Below are 15,684 nucleotides of genomic sequence, written 5' to 3'. Positions count from 1 at the left end.
CGACTGTGGCAGTTCGCCGCCATGCTGACGCTGCCTAATCTGCTGACGCTTTCGCGCATATTGACGGTGCCGCTGCTGGTCGCGCTGCTGTGGCCGGCGGAGGTCGGTGCGCGCTGGACGACCGGCTACATGCTGGCCTTCGCGCTTTACTGCCTGATGGGGATCACCGATTATTTCGACGGCTATCTGGCAAGGGCGCAGGGCGCCGTATCGAAACTGGGCATTTTTCTTGATCCCATAGCGGACAAGATCATGGTCGGCGCGGTGATCCTGATGCTGGCCGCCACCCGCGATATTTCCGGCATCCATATCGCTGCGGCGATGATCATCCTGCTGCGGGAGATCGCGGTGTCGGGCCTGCGCGAGTTTCTTGCCGGACTCCAGGTTTCCGTGCCGGTGTCGCGCCTCGCCAAATGGAAGACGACCTGCCAGCTCATCGCGCTGGGTGCCCTGATTCTAGCCGGCGCAGTGCCGCAATTCCCCTTTGTTCAACTGGTCGGCATCGCCACGCTCTGGGCGGCGGCGATCTTGACCCTCGTTACGGGTTGGGACTATCTGCGCGTCGGCATCAAGCATATGGATTGAACCGTGTCCGACCTGACGCTCGTCTATTTCGCCTGGGTTCGTGAGGCCATTGGCCGCGATGAGGAACAGGTCGAACGGCCTGCCGCCGATGTCACCATCGGTGCGCTCATCGCTACGCTGGCCACGCGGGGGGCAGGCTATGCCGAAGCCTTTGCCCGTCCGGAAAAGCTGCGCGCGGCGCTGGACCAGCATTTCGTGCCGCTGGACAGCGTGATTGGCGAAGCAAAGGAACTGGCCATCTTCCCCCCGGTAACGGGCGGATGAGCCGCATCTCCATCCAGCTTGGCGATTTCGATCCCGGCGCGGAACTCGCCGCGCTGGAGGCTTTTGGTGGTGGCGGCGTCGCCAGCTTCACCGGCATCGTCCGGGGGGATGGCGATCTGGTCGCGCTCGAACTTGAACATTATCCTGCGATGACGACGGTACAGGTCGAACGCATCGTGGCGGAGGCATGCGAGCGCTGGCCTCTGCTTGGCGTGCGAGTGATCCACCGTTTCGGACGGCTGGTTCCGGGCGAGAGGATCGTGTTCGTGGGCACGGCATCCCGTCACCGAACAGCGGCGCTGGAGGCTTGCGCCTTCCTCATCGACTGGCTGAAATCCCGTGCGCCCTTCTGGAAGAAGGAACATTTTGCCGAGCGCACCGCCTGGGTGGATGCCCGCGCCGAGGATGATGAGAAGGCGGAGAGCTGGCAGCGTTGAGCCTGTCATGCACCTGTCTTGTTTTCCGCTATTTCTCGACCAGCGATCGGTTCCGATCCCCTGGAAGTCGCTCCAGGATCCGTCCTAGGCAGCCGCGCTGATCTCCTGCAGGTCCGCTGCGTCGCGCAGCAGTTCCGCCAACAGCCGAAACTCCTTGTCGCGCGGGCTGTTCTTCCGCCAAACCAGCGCGATGTCCCGATGCGCGCGTTCCGAACGAAGCGGGCGAGCGGTAATCTGCGTGTGGTTGAGCAAACCGCTGGCTATCGCCATTTCGGGCATGATGGTCATCCCCAGACCGTTGTCGACCATCTGGACCAGCGTATGCAGGGACGTTCCCATCATCATCGCGCTCGCGCGAATTTCCGGCCGGTTGCACGCCGCCAACGCATGGTCCTTCAGGCAGTGCCCGTCCTCCAGCAGCAACAGCTTGGTCTCGTCGATCATCTCGGGTGAGATCCATTCGGGCGGATCGCGCGGGTCGTCGCGGGGAAAGGCGACATAAAGCCGGTCCTGGAACAGAAATTCGCTGTCCAGTTCCCCAGTCGGAAAGGGCAGGGCGAGCAGCACGCAATCCACATTGCCGTGCCGCAGGGACTCGATGGCCGCCTGCGTTGTTTCCTCGCGCAGATAGAGTTTCAGTTCCGGTCGCTCGCCACGCAGCCGGGGCAGCAGCCGGGGGAGCAGGAAGGGGGCGATGGTGGGAATGACGCTCATCCGCAGTTCGCCCGTCAACGGCTTGCCCGACGCCTCGGCGATGGCGGCCAGTTCTTCGGCCTCGCGCAGCACCCGATGCGCCTTTTCAACGATACGATCGCCCAGAGCGGTGAAGCGGACGACCCGCCGCGTCCGCTCGACCAGCGTGATGCCGATCAGCGATTCCAGCTCGCGAATACCGGCGGACAGCGTCGACTGGGTGACGAAGCAGCTATCCGCGGCCTTGCCGAAATGGCCATGCTCCTTCAGCGCGACAAGATATTGAAGCTGCTTGAGGGTGGGCATGTAACTGGACATTGATCGCTTTCCTCGATTGGAAAGCCCAATATAATTAACTCAACCAATATATCCAAGCCATTTGGCCACGCCGAACAGCGATGTGAGGGTCAGGATCGATCCCACGGCGATGAAGAGGGTTCTGGGCGCGACATGCCGGGCCAGCATCGCGCCGAAAGGTGCGGCGATCACGCCACCGATCAAAAGGCCGACCGTGTAGGTGGTGAAGGTTTCCCAGCCCAGATGCAGCAGGAAGGTCAGGCTGATGGCGGTCGTCAGGATGAATTCGACGCTGTTCACCGTGCCGATGGTATGGCGCGGGCTGGATCCCTGGATCAGCAGGTTCGACGTCACCACAGGCCCCCATCCGCCGCCGCCCGTGGCATCCATGAAGCCCCCGACCAGGCCGAGCGGTGCCACCCATTTGGGATTGCGCGCCTGGGGCGGATAATGGAAACCGCGCCATATCAGGTAGACGCCGATCGCCGTCAGATAGGCCTGCACAAAGGGTTTGATCACCGCCCCGTCCACATTGGACAGCAGATAGGCCCCGGCCACGCCCCCGACCACGCCCGGAATGATGAGGCGCGCGAACAGGCGCCAGTCGACATTTCTGTGAAGGATGTGGCTGATGGCCGACACGCCCGTCGTGAAGGTTTCGGCCGCATGGACGCTCGCCGACGCCCTGCTGGGCGGCACGCCCAGCGCCAGGAGGAGCGTGCTGGAAATGACGCCATAGGCCATGCCGAGGGCGCCGTCGATCATCTGGGCGCCGAAACCGATGAGAATGAAGGGCAGGACTTCGCCGAAACGGGCGATCAATATGTCGATCATTCACTGGTCCCTGTTACATTGTCTACCGCTTTGATTGGTATATCACGGGCCGCCAAGAAACTTTCTGTTTTATCGGACGAAGCCGAAATAGCCCACCATCTGGAAAATTCATCCTTTTGCGCTTATGTACCGCCTGGTCGGTTTTCATCAGGGGCGCTTCATGCTGCGCAATCTTATTGCCTATCTGGATTCGGTCAAAGCTCGCGATCCTGCTCCGCGTTCGCGCGCCGAAATTCTCCTCTATCCGGGTGTCTGGTCGCTGGCCTTTCACCGGGTCGCGCATCGGCTTTACCGGGCGCGGCTCTATTTCCTGGCCCGCGCGGTGAACCATTTTTCCCGGTTCCTGACCGGCAACGACATTCACCCCGGCGCGCGCATCGGCAAGCGCTTCTTCATCGATCATGGCTTCACCGTGATCGGGGAGACGGCCGAGATCGGGAATGACGTCACCCTCTACCAGAATGTGACATTGGGGGGGACGGACCCCGCCAATGGCATCGCCGGGAAGCGCCATCCGACGCTGGAAGACGGCGTGATCGTCGGTTCCGGTGCCCAGGTGCTGGGTCCGGTGCGCGTGGGCGCCCGTGCCCGCGTCGGCGCCAACGCCGTCGTGACCAAGGATGTGAAGGAGGGCGCGACCATGGTCGGCATTCCCGCGCGTCCCATGCTGGTCGACGTGACGGCCTATCAGCGGGAATTCCTGCCCTATGGCACGCCTTGCTCCGACTGCGTCGACCCGGACAAGCAGAAGCTGGAAATGCTCCAGCTTGAAATCGACCAGTTGCAGAAGCGCCTCGCCGACCTGCTGGCTGAACGGAGCAATGCGCCTGCGGATCATCTTGCCGAGCTCAGGGAGCGTGGCCGCGCCTGATGAGCAATGTGACGCCGTTTCCGTCGCAAGCGGCCCGGGGCGCGGCTGGCTCGGCCGGTCAGACCGGGTTCGATCGCCTCGAACTTCAGCGTATCATGGATCTTTACGGCCGCATGGTCGCGGCCGGGCATTGGCGCGATTACGCCATTGACATGGGGCGGGAAGCGGCGATCTTCTCCGCATTCCGCCGGTCCGCCGAGCGACCGGAATTCCGCATCGAAAAGCGGCCCTCGCTGCGTCATCGCCAGGGCATGTGGGCCTTGATCGGGGAGGCAGGCCATGTGTTGAAGCGCGGCGCCGAGCTTCAGGGCATACTCGCGCCCGTGGAACGCCGGCTGCTCAAGATCGTGGGGGATTGATCCGCTGCCTCGTGAAGGCGCGGATGGATCGTTCCCTATAATAATGCGGCTTTTCCCTGGCCCGTCTCTCAGACCCGTTCATCTTTATCGAAACATACGCATCGTTGACGCTACGGCGTTCGACGGCCATGCGCCCGCCGCCGCAAGGTCGCCAAATTCGATCTTTTGTCGCGCTGTGCGAGGTGATAGCGCGTTTCCGTAAATCATGAAGGAGGGGCCTGGCCCATGAGTTTGCCGGCATTTTTGGAAGGCCGTTTGTCCCTGCCGCTGATCGGCTCGCCGATGTTCATCATCTCGCAGCCGGCGCTCGTCATCGCCCAGTGCCGCGCCGGGATCGTGGGCGCCTTTCCTTCGCTCAACGCCCGTCCGTCGGGCGTGTTTGAACAATGGCTCCAGCAATTGGGGGAAGCCCTGACGGACAGGGACGCGCCCTTCGCGGTCAACCTGATCGTGCACAAGACCAACAGCCGGCTGGAGGAGGATCTCGCTCTCTGCGTCAAATATCGCGTGCCGATCGTGATCACTTCGCTGGGCGCGCGGGAGGATGTGAACGAGGCCGTACACAGCTACGGCGGCATCGTCCTTCATGACGTCATCAACAATGTCTTCGCGCGCAAGGCGATTGAAAAGGGCGCGGATGGCCTGATCGCCGTGGCCGCGGGGGCAGGCGGTCATGCCGGCACCCTCTCGCCCTTTGCGCTGGTTGAGGAAATCCGCGCCTGGTTCGACGGGCCGCTCGCTCTCTCAGGCGCGATCGCGACCGGCCGCTCGATCGCGGCGGCGCGGATGATGGGGGCTGACTTCGCCTATATGGGGTCATCCTTCATCGCGACCGAGGAAGCCAATGCCGAACTTGCCTACAAGCAGATGATCGTCGACAGCGGGTCGGCCGACATTGTCTATTCCGACTATTTCACCGGCGTGCTCGGCAATTATCTGCGCCCCAGCATCACCGCTGCCGGGCTGGACGCAGACAATCTGCCCAAGGCTTCGCAAATGGATTTTTCCAGCGCTTCAGGTGGTGCAAAGGCGTGGCGCGATGTCTGGGGCGCGGGCCAGGGCATTGGCGCAATCCGCGGCGTCCAGCCTGCCGCCGACTTCATCGCCCAGCTCCGGTCCGAATATCAGGCCGCCATTGCCGCCTTCAAAGCATAACGGGGCCAGGCCCTTCGCAGGAAAAACTAGGCCCCAGGACGTCCCACCCAGCCTTCTGCCTTATGGCCGGATCAGAGGAAGTCCCGCAGTTCCGCGATGAAGCGGTCGAACTGGTCATGATGCAGCCAATGGCCGGCATCCGCGAATTCGACCAGCCGCGCATCCTGGAAATGCGCGGCGCGTCCGTCCTTCACCGGATTGGAGGCCCAGCTATCCAGCCCCAGGCACAGGAGCGTGGGGCATGCGATCCGTTCCCAGAACTGCGGCAGGCTGATGTCGGACCAGGCCTGCGGCGCGGGGTCATGGAGATAGGGGTCGAATTTCCAGCGATAGCTGCCATCCTCGTTGCGATTGACGCCATGGATGGTGAGATGCATCGCCTGCTCGACCGACAGATGGTCGTTGCGTTCCCGCATGCGCGCGACCGCGGCCTCGATGGTCGGGTAATGCCGCCGCGTCTGGCGCGCGCGCCCTCGCCGCTTCTCGATCCACTGCAGCCACTGGTCCGGTTCGGCCTTTTGCGCCTGCTCCTCGATCCGGCCCGGCGACAGGCCCAGCCCTTCAATGGCGACGACCTTGGCGACCCTTTCCGGGAAAAGCCCGGCATAGCGGAGCGCGATCGAGCCGCCCAGCGAATGGCCGACCAATATCACCGGCTCCCGGCCCAGTTGCTCGATCAATTGCGCCAGATCGTAGACATAGTTCGCCGTCATATAGGAACCCTCGGCCGACCAGGCGCTGTCGCCATGGCCACGCAGGTCCGGTGCGATGACATGATAATCCTTCGCCAGCGCCCGCGCCGTCCAGTCCCAGCTGCGGGCGTGGTCGAACCCGCCATGCACCAGGATCAGCGTCGGGGCTGCACTGTTGCCCCAATCCAGATAGTGGAGGCGCATGCGCAGCGACGTGTAGAAATGGGAAGTCGGCGCGGCTTGCCTGTTCATGCGATCCTGCGGAAGAGGGTACGGGGGAGGGACGACGTTCATGTCTCTTTGGCGAACTTCCCGACGCATGCAAGGGGCTAGGGCAAGGAAATCCTTGCTTTACGCCTGTTTCGTCAAGCTTTGGTAAAGATCGCCGCCTACAGGTTGTCGGACGGCGGGGCCAACCGCACGAGCTTCTGGCCGCCCTGCGTCACCGCTGTCACGATGCGCGCCAGCTCCGCCTGCTTGAACGGTTTGTCCAGCCGGGGCCGTCGCGTCATGTTGGGCGGCAATTCGGCAAAGCCGGTGATGATCACCACGGGCAGGCCGGAGAATCGTTCGTCGATCTGATCGGCAAGCTGGGTTCCCGTCATGCCCGGCATGGCATAGTCGGTGATGACCAGGTCGACGCTGCCTTTTTCCAGCACGCGCAGCGCGTCCCGTCCCGACGTCGCCTGGAATACGGTATGCCCCAGTTCCTCCAGCATGCCGGCGGTGTTCGTCAGCACCAGGTCATCGTCGTCGACCGCGAGGATCACCAGCGGCTCGGCCAGCGCCAGCATGTCGGGTATGTCCGCGACATCCTCCCTGACCTCGTCGGCCGGCGCCCAGGGCAGCCACAGCGATACCGTGGTCCCCTTGCCCGGCTCGCTGGCGATGGTCAGCAAACCGCCGCATTGTTCGGCAAAGCCATGCACCATCGACAGGCCCAGGCCCGTGCCCTTGCCGACCCCCTTGGTCGTGAAAAACGGTTCGCGCGCGCGTTCCAGCGTGGCTGCGTCCATGCCCTCGCCTTCATCGATCACGGACAGGCGCACATAGCGACCATCCGCCAGGTCGGGGCGCTGCGCCTTCGACAGCGTAGCCTCCGCGCCCTCTATGATGATCCTCCCACCGTCCGGCATGGCGTCGCGGGCGTTGACCGCCAGGTTGAGCAGAGCCAGTTCCAGTTGCGCCGGATCGGCATGGGCGGCGCTCAGTTGCAGGGGAAAGCGGGTCTCTATGGCCACACCGTTGCCCAGGGTCGTCTTCAACAGGTCCGCCATGTCCCGGACCAGCGTCACGCAATCCACGCTTCGCAGCTTCAGTTCCTGCTTGCGCGCGAAGGCGAGCATGCGCTGCGTCAGCGTCGCGCCGCGCTCCGCCGCCGTCATCGCATTGTCGATATAGCGGGATATGTCCGCCCCGCTCGCCAGCCGCTGCCGCGCCAGGTCCAGACTGCCGACGATCACGGCCAGAAGATTGTTGAAATCATGGGCGACGCCGCCGGTCAGCTTGCCGATGGCATCCATCTTCTGCGCCTGGAACACCACTTCCCGCGCTTCTTCCAGCGCCAGTTGCGTCTCCCTTCGCTCGGTCAGGTCGCGCGTGATCTTGGCAAAGCCGATCAATTCACCCTGCGCGCTGCGGATCGTGTCGATGATGACATGCGCCCAGAATCGGGATCCGTCCTTGCGGATGCGCCACCCCTCGGCCTCGAACCGGCCTTCGCGCGCCGCCGTATCCAGCGCTCTGGAGGGCAGCCCCGCCATGCGGTCCTCCTCCGAATAGAAGCGAGAGAAATTCTGACCCAATATCTCTTCGGTCTTGTATCCCTTGAAGCGTTCCGCGCCCGGATTCCAGCTCGTGATCGTCCCCACGGGGTCGAGCATGTAGATCGCATAGTCGGTGACGCCCTGCACCAGGACACGGAAGCGTTCCTCGCTGCGCCGCAATTCCTCCTCGGCGGCGCGGCGCTCCGTCAGGTCGCGGGTGACCTTGGCGAAGCCGATGAGCCGGCCGCCGGGTTCGCGGATGGGATCGATGACGACATGCGCCCAGAAACGCGATCCGTCCTTGCGCACGCGCCATCCCTCCGCCTCGAACCGCCCGGCATGTTCGGCAGTCTCCAGCGCCCGGGCGGGAAGTCCGGTCGCCTGATCCTCCGCCGTGTAGAAGCGGGAAAAATGCTGGCCGATGATCTCTTCGGCATCATAGCCCTTTAAACGCCGCGCGCCGGCGTTCCAACTCGCGACGATGCCGGTTTCCGACAGCATGTAGATGGCATAGTCGGTAACATTCTGGACCAGCAGCTCGAAGCGGTTTCCAGATCCTTCCGGCGCCGCCGTGTGCATTTGGGCATTCCCGTCGAATAGCGTGTCCGTTTCCTGCAACGCGCAGCCGCAGGGGACGTTCCGTTTGCGAAAGAAATTGTCGGCATGGGCGGAGCCCGCGCGGCATTGACTTGCCCGTGCCCTAAGCGCCAAGGAGGCGCCCATAGCAGCAGGATGGGACGCATATGGGCATGACCGAAGGGGTAACCGTCGTCGGCGAAGCGATGCTGGAGTTGAGCCGCGCTTCGGGGGAGGGCGGCCCGGACGGCGGCTGGAATTTGCGTTATGGCGGCGACGTCATCAATACCGCGATCCATCTGGCCCGCTGCGGCGACCAGGTGCGCTTCGCCAGCGCGATCGGCGCCGATCCCATGAGCGTGGAACTGCGCGCCGCATGGGAGGGGGAGGGGGTCGACACGTCCCTGCTGCTCGCGGCGGAGGGAAGGCTACCCGGCCTCTATGCCATAGAAACCGATGCGCAGGGCGAACGCAGCTTTCACTATTGGCGGGGAGAGGCGGCCGCCAGGCGCATGTTCGACCTGCCGGGAAGCGCCGCCATGATGGAACAGGCGGCCCGGTCGAAACTGCTGTATTTCTCGCTGATCACCCTGGCCATATTGCCCGAAGAGGCGCGCGAGAAGCTGCTTGGCCTGTGCGGCGCGGTCCGCGCCAATGGCGGCAAGGTGGCGTTCGACGGCAATTATCGCGCCCGGCTCTGGCCCGATGCGGACACGGCCCGGCAGTGGCGGGACCGGGCGATCGCCGTCAGCGACATGGGCCTGCCGACCCTCGCTGACGAAGTGGAGATGGGCGAAGTCGACGATGCCGGGGACGCCGCCCGCCGCTGGGGGGCGGATGAAGGCCGGGAGGTCGTTGTGAAGCTCGGCGCGGAGGGATGCCTGGTGGACGGGCGGATCGTTGCTCCCCCGGCAAAGCTGAGCGTCGTCGATTCGAGCGGCGCGGGCGACGCGTTCAACGGCGGCTATCTCCACGCCCGCCTCGCCGGCCGCACCCCCGGCGAAGCGGCGATCGCCGGGCATCGTCTGGCCGGCTGGAATATCGGCCGCCGCGGCGCCATACCGGCCCGCGATGCCGAGGCGCCCTATGCCGATCTCTGAAATTCTCCGCCGCGATCGCGTTGACGGCACCAGGATCAAAGGCTAAGCCGCGTTCCACCCGGGCGGGTGTAGCTCAATGGCAGAGCAGAAGCTTCCCAAGCTTACGACGAGGGTTCGATTCCCTTCACCCGCTCCATAAAATCCCTAACTCAATAACTTGTGAGGCGTTTGTGATCGTGTTGCGCGGCGCAAATTAGAGTTGCATTACTCGGCTGCCCACGAGTTTTTTGCAACCTTCATCAATCAATTGAATGAAGTCGGTCGCATCTGAAAAGTAATTTTTGAACGCGATGCGCACATCGTCTGAAGAATCTGCCTTAACAAGGACGATATCTTTTCCAGGATTTTCTTTCTCAAGCTGGAATAGTGCTCGCAAAGCATCGGTTGCGTCTCGATAGGATAGCGTTTTCAGTTTGTCATCTGGGTTGTCATTTTCCCCAAATATTAGAATTACGTTCTTCTTTTCTGTAACCTCGCTATTTGCAGAATTCAGTGCTCGAAGCATGCGCATGAAGCCTAATTCACCGTCGATCTGGAGAAAAGTGTCTACCAATTTCTCATCACTCAGATCAGCATGGCAGGAGTTTGAATCTTCAAAGGTCCGCGCGATGATTTCGCTGGCTAGCGACAATGCGAGTTCGAATCGCTTGTCACCTTGACGGAATTTAGGTTGACTTTCAGTAATGAAGCCAACCACTTCTACTGCTGTAGCCCACGCATGCTGATAACGAGTTCTATATTGAAGCTCTATCAGCAATCCCTTGTACGCCCGGCCATGGAGAGAATTGACGTTGTAAATATAAACATCGTGCACGCCCCGATATCCAGTATCCTTTGGGTGTTTGATGTAATCGTACTTGTCTGGCTGATTTCTCAACTGGTGCTGGAAGTTGGCGGCATGAAGTTTGTGACGAAATTCATAAAGCGATTGGGTGTCAGGGAAAATGAGACGGCATCCGGCGACGTCATCCATTCTAGCCAAGAGCATTGTCGGGAATCGACGAAGCTTTCCGAAAATCGTATTTCTACGCTTGTGGCGTTGAGCCACGATGATGCCGGATCCTCGGGTTCTGTTGCGCAGAATCGCCTGAAAGGTGTTCAAGACGGCTCGGTGAGCAGCTCTCCAGCGCTCAATGACTACATAGTCCTCGAAGGAGGCAGTGCCTGCCCGCACTGCGGCGCCGGCATTGGAAACCCGCTGCTTCGATCCGCCCGGAAACTCATTCTGCTCCGGCTTCGATGCCATTGCCACCCCGCATATGTTAAATCAGTTGCACCATGGGGCAATTAGATGGGCGCGTCCATCTTGATGGCCTTTATCCTGTCAATTTCCCGACCTTAGATGCGCAGCGAACTTTTAAGCTGCATCACTGTCCGCGTTGGCCCGCAGCCGTTGTTCGCGCGGATATCCTCCCGCCGTGCAGGTCTGCCGCATCAAAGCGGCAGGCCGACATAATTTTCGGCGATGGTCGTCTGCGCCGCGACGGACGAGGCGATATAATCCAGGTCCGCGAGCTGCATCCGCCTGTCAAACGCGTCATTGTCCGGGAAGCGGTGCATCAGCCCCGTCAGTTGCCAGGAGAAGCGCTCCGCCTTCCAGATCCGGGCGAGGGCGCGGTCCGAATAGCCGGCAATGGCGTCATTGTCGCCGCGCCGGAAATAGGCGACCAGCGCCTCCGAAAGATAATGGACGTCGGATGCCGCAAGATTGAGCCCCTTCGCCCCGGTCGGCGGCACGATATGCGCGCTGTCGCCAGCCAGCATGAGGCGGCCGTGACGCATCGGTTCGAACACGAAGGATCGCAGCGGCGCGATCGACTTTTCCAGCGATGGCCCCCGGACGATCTGCGCGCCCGCTTCCGGCCCCAGCCTGACGGCCAGTTCATCCCATAGCCGCTCGTCCGGCCAGTCCTCGACCTTCTCGTCCAGCGGAACCTGGATATAATAGCGGCTGCGCGTCTCCGAACGCATGGACGCCAGTGCGAAGCCGCGATCATGATTGGCGTAGATGAGTTCATGATTGCAGGGCGGCACGTCGGCCAGGATGCCCAGCCAGCCGAAGGGATAGATTTTTTCGAAGGGCTTTCCCACCGACGCCGGAATGGCGGCACGGGAAGGGCCATGAAATCCGTCGCAGCCGCAGATGAACTGCGCATCGATCCGCCGGGTTGCGCCATTTTCGGTAAAGCTGAGATAGGGCGCGTCCCCCTCCAGGTCGTGGAGCGCCACGTCCCCCGCTTCGTAGATCACGTTGAGGCCGCGTTCGGGCGCCGCGTCCATCAGGTCACGCGTCAATTCCGTCTGTCCATAGACCATGACCTGCCGGCCGGTGAGCGCGGCGACGTCGATGCGGATGAGGCGTTCGCCATCCGCCAGATGGAAGCCGTCATGCGGCAGCCCCTCCCGGTGCATCCGTTCGCCCAGGCCCAGCCGGTCCATCAGATCGGTCGTCGTCCGCTCCAGAACCCCGGCGCGAATGCGTCCAAGCACATAATCGGCCGAGGCCCGCTCCACGACGACGACGTCCAGCCCCTCGGCGCGCAGCAAATGGCCCAGCAAAAGGCCGGCCGGTCCCGCGCCGACAATGGCGACTTGCGTTTTCATGGCCCTGTTCCTCTCATGCCTTGTCCGGCTTCTTCTGGCGCGGACGGGGCTTGCCTGCCATGGCTATGCCAGCATATAGATTGGACGATCCAACAGCTTTTGGGCGTCATGGGCACAGCCGTTCCGACCTTCTACCTCTATGGTGAGCCGCAAAGGGCAGTCGAAGCCGGCTTTGTCCATGTGGAAAGCCTCGACGATCGATCGCGGCCCAGCGAATGGACGATCCAGCCGCACATCCATCGCGATCTCAACCATGTCATCCTGATCTGCGAAGGCGGCGGGGCCATGCGCGCCGACGGCGACACGGTGTCGTTCGATGCCCCCTGTCTGCTGCTCGTCCCCGCCGGGATAATCCACGGCTTTACCTGGCTTCGCGAATCTCTCGGCTGGGTGACGACGATTTCCGACAGCTACCTGCAACATCTCCTCAGCCGCGACGATGATCTTCAACCGCTGTTCCGCGCTCCGCATGCGGTCTCACTGCCGCCAGCCGATTTCGCGGACGCGGAGGCGGCCATCCAGCGCATGGCGAGGGAACTTGCCTGGTCAGGCCCCGGCCAGCGCGGCGCGGTGGAAGCGCTGCTTCTCGGCCTGCTGGTTCAGGCGCTTCGCCATGCGGCCCCCGGCGATGCTGGTGCCGCCAGCAGCGGCAGGCAGGCCCGCCTCGTGGCCCGCCTGCGCGAACGCATCGAACAGCGCTTTCGGGAACGGGATCCGGTTGCCGCCCATGCCCTCGCGCTCGGCGTCAGCGAAACGACGCTGCGCCAGGCCTGCTCCCATGTCGCGGGCATGTCTCCGGCCGCCATGGTCGATGAACGCGCCCTGCTGGAAGCGCGACGCCTGCTCATCTATTCCAATCTTTCGATCGCGGAAATTGCCTATGCGATCGGCTTTGACGACCCGGCCTATTTCTCCCGCTTCTTCACCCGCCATGTGGGGCGCCCGCCCAGCGACTGGCGAGCCGGTGGAGGCGGGGCCAGCCGGTCGTCATGAAACGTCCAGCGGTTCGCCTTCCCAGATTTCCGTATCGACCTGCGCCTGGGCGGATTGCGGATAGCGCGGGCCGGAAACTGCGCCTCGGCTGAACAGGGCATCCGCCTGCGCCAGCGCGTCCGCTGATATGGACATGGACAATGTCGCCATATTCTCCGCCAGATGGTCGGGACTGGCGGTCCCCGGAATAGGCAGGACATGGTCTCCACGCGCCAGCAGCCACGCAAGGCTGAGTTGAGATGTCGTGCAGCCCGCCGATCGCGCAATGGCCGCGAGTTTGCCGGCCAGAAGCAGATTGGCCTCGACATGAGGCGACCTGAAACGCGGCAGCGTGGCCCGCAGGTCGGGCGGTTCCACTGCGGAGGGCGGCAGGGATCCCGTCAGCATCCCCCGTCCAAGCGGCGAGAACGCAACAAAGGCGGTTCCCAGCTCCCTGCACGCATACAGGACCGCAATTTCCGCATTGCGGGTGAGCAGCGAATATTCCGTCTGCATCGCGGCGATCGGGTGCACGGCATGGGCGCGCCGCAATGTCGCCGCCGACATTTCGGACAGGCCGATCGCCCCGATCTTCCCGGCCTCGACCGCCCGCGCCAGGGCGCCGACCGAGTCCTCTATCGGCACCTTGGGGTCCAGCCGGTGCAGATAGTACAGGTCGATATGGTCGGTGTTCAGCCGCCGCAGCGAATCCTCAAGAACACGGCCAATGGCCTCCGGCGATCCATCCAGACCACGTTTCCCGTCGATCTCCGCGAGCACGCACTTGCTGGCCAGGGTGAATTCGGAACGGCGATGCATGATCGCGCGCCCCAACAATTGCTCGTTGGCGCCAAAACCATAGAGCGCGGCCGTGTCGAAGAATGTGACGCCCAGGTCCAGCGCGCGAAGCAACAGGCGCTCGGCATCGGCCGGTTCGGGCTTGGGCAGATAGGCGTGCGACAGGCTCATGCAGCCCAGCCCGATCGCGGACACGCTGGCTGAACCGACCCTGCGCTGCGGCAACTGGACCACGGACCTTCCTCCTTCCTCGGGAGCAGGGACAATGCCCCGCTCCCCGATCATCCTATGCGAGCTGCTTTTCCAGTTCGCCCAGTACGCGATAGCAGTCAAACACCTTGGCGACGCTGGAATTGGGTTCGCGGCCTTCGCGGATCGCGCTGACGAACTCGCGGTCCTGCAATTCGATGCCGTTCATCGACACGGCGACCTTGCTGACGTCGATCGGTTCTTCCTTGCCGTTCACCAGATCGTCATACCGCGCGATATAGGTGCCATTGTCGCCAATATAGCGGAAGAAGGTGCCGAGCGGCCCGTCATTGTTGAAGCTCAGCGACAGGGTGCAGATCGCGCCGGTTTCGCTCTTGAGCTGGATCGACATGTCCATGGCGATGCCCAGCTCGGGATGGATCGGCCCCTGCATGGCATGGGCATCGACGATCCGGCCGGCCTGATAGGCAAAGAGGTCCACGGTATGCGCGGCATGATGCCACAGCAGATGGTCGGTCCAGCTGCGCGGCTCGCCCTTGGCATTGATGTTCCTGCGGCGGAAGAAATAGGTCTGGACGTCCATCTGCTGGATGTTCAGCTCGCCCGCGCTGATCAGATTATGGACATATTGGTGCGACGGATTGAAACGGCGGGTATGGCCGACCATGCACACCAGGCCGGTTTCCTGCTGCTTCGCGAGCACGGCCTGCGCATCGGCCCAGCTGTCGGCCAGCGGGATTTCGACCTGGACATGCTTGCCCGCATTCATGCAGGCGATCGCCTGGTCCGCATGCATCTGCGTCGGGGTGCACAGGATCACCGCGTCGACATCGTCGCGGGCCAGCGTTTCATCAAGGTTGGTGGTGGCATGGCCGATGCCATATTTGGCGGCGATCGCCTGGGTCGGTTCCAGATTGCGGCCGACCAGCGAGGTGACGGTCACGCCGTCGATATTCCTGAGGCCATCGAGATGCTTTTCGCCGAACGCTCCGGCGCCCGCCAGGGCAATACGCATATCTGTCATTCCTTCTTCACTTGGTTCGTTTCACCCGCTCTCCAGCCGGCGAAAACTCTCATCCATATTCTCGTGCGCGCTGCGAAGCCTGGTGACGGACTCGACATAGGCCGGGTCTCTCGTATCCAGCAGAACGGCGGGCCATTGGGCCTGATGTTCCGCCACCGCCGTCCGAAATCGCGACACCGCCTTGCGGAAGCCGTCGAACTGCGGCGTATCGCAACCTGGCCGGCCCGCACTCACCAGCGGAATGAGAGCCCCGATCTGCTCTGCCATCCGCCGTCGCAGTCGCACCACTTCCTGCCGCCACCCATCCGTCCCGGCGCTTGAAGCCGCGGCGATCTGCCGGTGAAGGAGCTGTACCTCGGCAAGCACCTGCCCGATGTCGAAGAAACGGCCGGTCACCCGATCGTTCCCACGCAACCCCGTAATGCCTGTGTCATATGACCCTCCCTT

17 protein-coding genes and 1 tRNA gene are annotated in these 15,684 nt (G+C 62.9%); 9 read left to right on the top strand and 9 right to left on the bottom strand.

Annotated elements, in window-relative coordinates; genetic code table 11:
* Nucleotides 1-21 precede the first annotated feature (21 nt).
* Genes pgsA through MRBLMC3_RS04905 form a run of 3 tightly spaced genes read left to right on the top strand, consistent with a single transcriptional unit; the run spans nt 22 to nt 1,286 of the window.
* Nucleotides 22-585: a CDP-diacylglycerol--glycerol-3-phosphate 3-phosphatidyltransferase gene (gene pgsA / locus MRBLMC3_RS04915; protein WP_133652261.1), complete on the top strand. Its 564-nt coding sequence runs from the start codon at nt 22-24 to the stop codon at nt 583-585.
* 3 nt (nt 586-588) lie between these two features.
* Complete coding sequence (locus MRBLMC3_RS04910; protein ID WP_363826291.1) at nt 589-849, top strand: MoaD/ThiS family protein; 261 nt, start codon at nt 589-591, stop codon at nt 847-849.
* Entirely contained in the window at nt 846-1,286 is a 441-nt protein-coding gene (locus MRBLMC3_RS04905) for a molybdenum cofactor biosynthesis protein MoaE (protein WP_363734549.1), read from the top strand. The genes MRBLMC3_RS04910 and MRBLMC3_RS04905 overlap by 4 nt, the downstream gene beginning before the upstream one ends.
* Before the next feature lie 84 nt (nt 1,287-1,370).
* On the opposite strand, the gene MRBLMC3_RS04900 is transcribed toward MRBLMC3_RS04905, so the two are convergent.
* Both MRBLMC3_RS04900 and MRBLMC3_RS04895 read right to left on the bottom strand, forming a co-directional pair.
* Entirely contained in the window at nt 1,371-2,297 is a 927-nt protein-coding gene (locus tag MRBLMC3_RS04900; protein WP_133652258.1) for a hydrogen peroxide-inducible genes activator, read from the bottom strand.
* A gap of 39 nt (nt 2,298-2,336) precedes the next feature.
* The gene (locus tag MRBLMC3_RS04895) at nt 2,337-3,110 is read right to left on the bottom strand and encodes a sulfite exporter TauE/SafE family protein (protein WP_363734550.1); all 774 of its coding nucleotides are present in this window, start codon (nt 3,108-3,110) and stop codon (nt 2,337-2,339) included.
* A gap of 160 nt (nt 3,111-3,270) precedes the next feature.
* Between MRBLMC3_RS04895 and epsC the strand changes: the two genes are divergently transcribed.
* The 3 genes from epsC to MRBLMC3_RS04880 all read left to right on the top strand — a co-directional run bounded on the left by epsC (nt 3,271) and on the right by MRBLMC3_RS04880 (nt 5,495).
* Nucleotides 3,271-3,981, top strand: coding sequence for a serine O-acetyltransferase EpsC (epsC, locus tag MRBLMC3_RS04890; protein WP_363734551.1), 711 nt, complete (start codon nt 3,271-3,273; stop codon nt 3,979-3,981).
* Complete coding sequence (locus MRBLMC3_RS04885; RefSeq protein ID WP_363826289.1) at nt 3,981-4,340, top strand: DUF2794 domain-containing protein; 360 nt, start codon at nt 3,981-3,983, stop codon at nt 4,338-4,340. Before epsC ends, MRBLMC3_RS04885 begins: the two co-directional genes overlap by 1 nt.
* 225 nt (nt 4,341-4,565) lie before the next feature.
* Nucleotides 4,566-5,495 carry an NAD(P)H-dependent flavin oxidoreductase gene (locus MRBLMC3_RS04880; protein WP_363754964.1) on the top strand — a complete coding sequence of 310 codons (930 nt, stop codon included), beginning with the start codon at nt 4,566-4,568 and terminating at the stop codon, nt 5,493-5,495.
* 71 nt (nt 5,496-5,566) lie between these two features.
* Here MRBLMC3_RS04880 and MRBLMC3_RS04875 read toward each other — a convergent pair whose 3' ends face one another.
* Both MRBLMC3_RS04875 and MRBLMC3_RS04870 read right to left on the bottom strand, forming a co-directional pair.
* Entirely contained in the window at nt 5,567-6,439 is an 873-nt protein-coding gene (locus MRBLMC3_RS04875; RefSeq protein ID WP_363734554.1) for an alpha/beta fold hydrolase, read from the bottom strand.
* A gap of 137 nt (nt 6,440-6,576) precedes the next feature.
* Nucleotides 6,577-8,532, bottom strand: coding sequence for a hybrid sensor histidine kinase/response regulator (locus MRBLMC3_RS04870; RefSeq protein ID WP_363754962.1), 1,956 nt, complete (start codon nt 8,530-8,532; stop codon nt 6,577-6,579).
* A 164-nt stretch (nt 8,533-8,696) separates the two neighbouring features.
* On the opposite strand from MRBLMC3_RS04870, the gene MRBLMC3_RS04865 reads away from it, so the two are divergent.
* A complete protein-coding gene (locus MRBLMC3_RS04865; RefSeq protein WP_363826287.1) occupies nt 8,697-9,629 on the top strand; it encodes a sugar kinase in 933 nt (310 codons plus the stop codon).
* 62 nt (nt 9,630-9,691) lie between these two features.
* Nucleotides 9,692-9,765 (top strand) — tRNA-Gly (locus tag MRBLMC3_RS04860).
* 57 nt (nt 9,766-9,822) lie between these two features.
* Here MRBLMC3_RS04860 and MRBLMC3_RS04855 read toward each other — a convergent pair.
* The gene (locus tag MRBLMC3_RS04855; protein WP_363754855.1) at nt 9,823-10,875 is read right to left on the bottom strand and encodes a RelA/SpoT domain-containing protein; all 1,053 of its coding nucleotides are present in this window, start codon (nt 10,873-10,875) and stop codon (nt 9,823-9,825) included.
* A gap of 188 nt (nt 10,876-11,063) precedes the next feature.
* Nucleotides 11,064-12,233 carry a 4-hydroxybenzoate 3-monooxygenase gene (gene pobA, locus MRBLMC3_RS04850; RefSeq protein WP_363826284.1) on the bottom strand — a complete coding sequence of 390 codons (1,170 nt, stop codon included), beginning with the start codon at nt 12,231-12,233 and terminating at the stop codon, nt 11,064-11,066.
* 108 nt (nt 12,234-12,341) lie between these two features.
* Between pobA and MRBLMC3_RS04845 the strand changes: the two genes are divergently transcribed.
* On the top strand, nt 12,342-13,226 hold the full coding sequence (locus tag MRBLMC3_RS04845; protein ID WP_363826281.1) for a helix-turn-helix domain-containing protein: 885 nt from the start codon (nt 12,342-12,344) through the stop codon (nt 13,224-13,226).
* Here the strand turns inward: MRBLMC3_RS04845 and MRBLMC3_RS04840 are convergent.
* Genes MRBLMC3_RS04840 through MRBLMC3_RS04830 form a run of 3 tightly spaced genes read right to left on the bottom strand, consistent with a single transcriptional unit; the run spans nt 13,221 to nt 15,633 of the window.
* On the bottom strand, nt 13,221-14,237 hold the full coding sequence (locus tag MRBLMC3_RS04840; protein WP_363826278.1) for an aldo/keto reductase: 1,017 nt from the start codon (nt 14,235-14,237) through the stop codon (nt 13,221-13,223). The two genes, MRBLMC3_RS04845 and MRBLMC3_RS04840, sit on opposite strands and share 6 nt — an antisense overlap.
* 52 nt (nt 14,238-14,289) lie before the next feature.
* The gene (locus MRBLMC3_RS04835) at nt 14,290-15,228 is read right to left on the bottom strand and encodes a Gfo/Idh/MocA family oxidoreductase (RefSeq protein WP_363754849.1); all 939 of its coding nucleotides are present in this window, start codon (nt 15,226-15,228) and stop codon (nt 14,290-14,292) included.
* A gap of 30 nt (nt 15,229-15,258) precedes the next feature.
* Nucleotides 15,259-15,633: a hypothetical protein gene (locus MRBLMC3_RS04830; RefSeq protein WP_363734562.1), complete on the bottom strand. Its 375-nt coding sequence runs from the start codon at nt 15,631-15,633 to the stop codon at nt 15,259-15,261.
* Nucleotides 15,634-15,684 lie beyond the last annotated feature (51 nt).

It is taken from the genome of Sphingobium sp. LMC3-1-1.1, from assembly GCF_040676285.1.
Classification (GTDB): domain Bacteria; phylum Pseudomonadota; class Alphaproteobacteria; order Sphingomonadales; family Sphingomonadaceae; genus Sphingobium.
The sequence above is the reverse complement of the archived record's forward strand: the minus strand, read 5'-3'. Positions and strand labels throughout refer to the sequence as shown.

Coding starts and splice junctions, on each gene's coding strand:
- pgsA (WP_133652261.1), top strand. CDS start 22: ATGCTGACGCTGCCTAATCTGCTGACGCTTTCGCGCATATTGACGGTG.
- MRBLMC3_RS04905 (WP_363734549.1), top strand. CDS start 846: ATGAGCCGCATCTCCATCCAGCTTGGCGATTTCGATCCCGGCGCGGAA.
- MRBLMC3_RS04900 (WP_133652258.1), bottom strand. CDS start 2,297: ATGTCCAGTTACATGCCCACCCTCAAGCAGCTTCAATATCTTGTCGCG.
- MRBLMC3_RS04895 (WP_363734550.1), bottom strand. CDS start 3,110: ATGATCGACATATTGATCGCCCGTTTCGGCGAAGTCCTGCCCTTCATT.
- epsC (WP_363734551.1), top strand. CDS start 3,271: ATGCTGCGCAATCTTATTGCCTATCTGGATTCGGTCAAAGCTCGCGAT.
- MRBLMC3_RS04885 (WP_363826289.1), top strand. CDS start 3,981: ATGAGCAATGTGACGCCGTTTCCGTCGCAAGCGGCCCGGGGCGCGGCT.
- MRBLMC3_RS04880 (WP_363754964.1), top strand. CDS start 4,566: ATGAGTTTGCCGGCATTTTTGGAAGGCCGTTTGTCCCTGCCGCTGATC.
- MRBLMC3_RS04875 (WP_363734554.1), bottom strand. CDS start 6,439: ATGAACAGGCAAGCCGCGCCGACTTCCCATTTCTACACGTCGCTGCGC.
- MRBLMC3_RS04870 (WP_363754962.1), bottom strand. CDS start 8,532: ATGCACACGGCGGCGCCGGAAGGATCTGGAAACCGCTTCGAGCTGCTG.
- MRBLMC3_RS04865 (WP_363826287.1), top strand. CDS start 8,697: ATGGGCATGACCGAAGGGGTAACCGTCGTCGGCGAAGCGATGCTGGAG.
- MRBLMC3_RS04855 (WP_363754855.1), bottom strand. CDS start 10,875: ATGGCATCGAAGCCGGAGCAGAATGAGTTTCCGGGCGGATCGAAGCAG.
- pobA (WP_363826284.1), bottom strand. CDS start 12,233: ATGAAAACGCAAGTCGCCATTGTCGGCGCGGGACCGGCCGGCCTTTTG.
- MRBLMC3_RS04845 (WP_363826281.1), top strand. CDS start 12,342: ATGGGCACAGCCGTTCCGACCTTCTACCTCTATGGTGAGCCGCAAAGG.
- MRBLMC3_RS04835 (WP_363754849.1), bottom strand. CDS start 15,228: ATGCGTATTGCCCTGGCGGGCGCCGGAGCGTTCGGCGAAAAGCATCTC.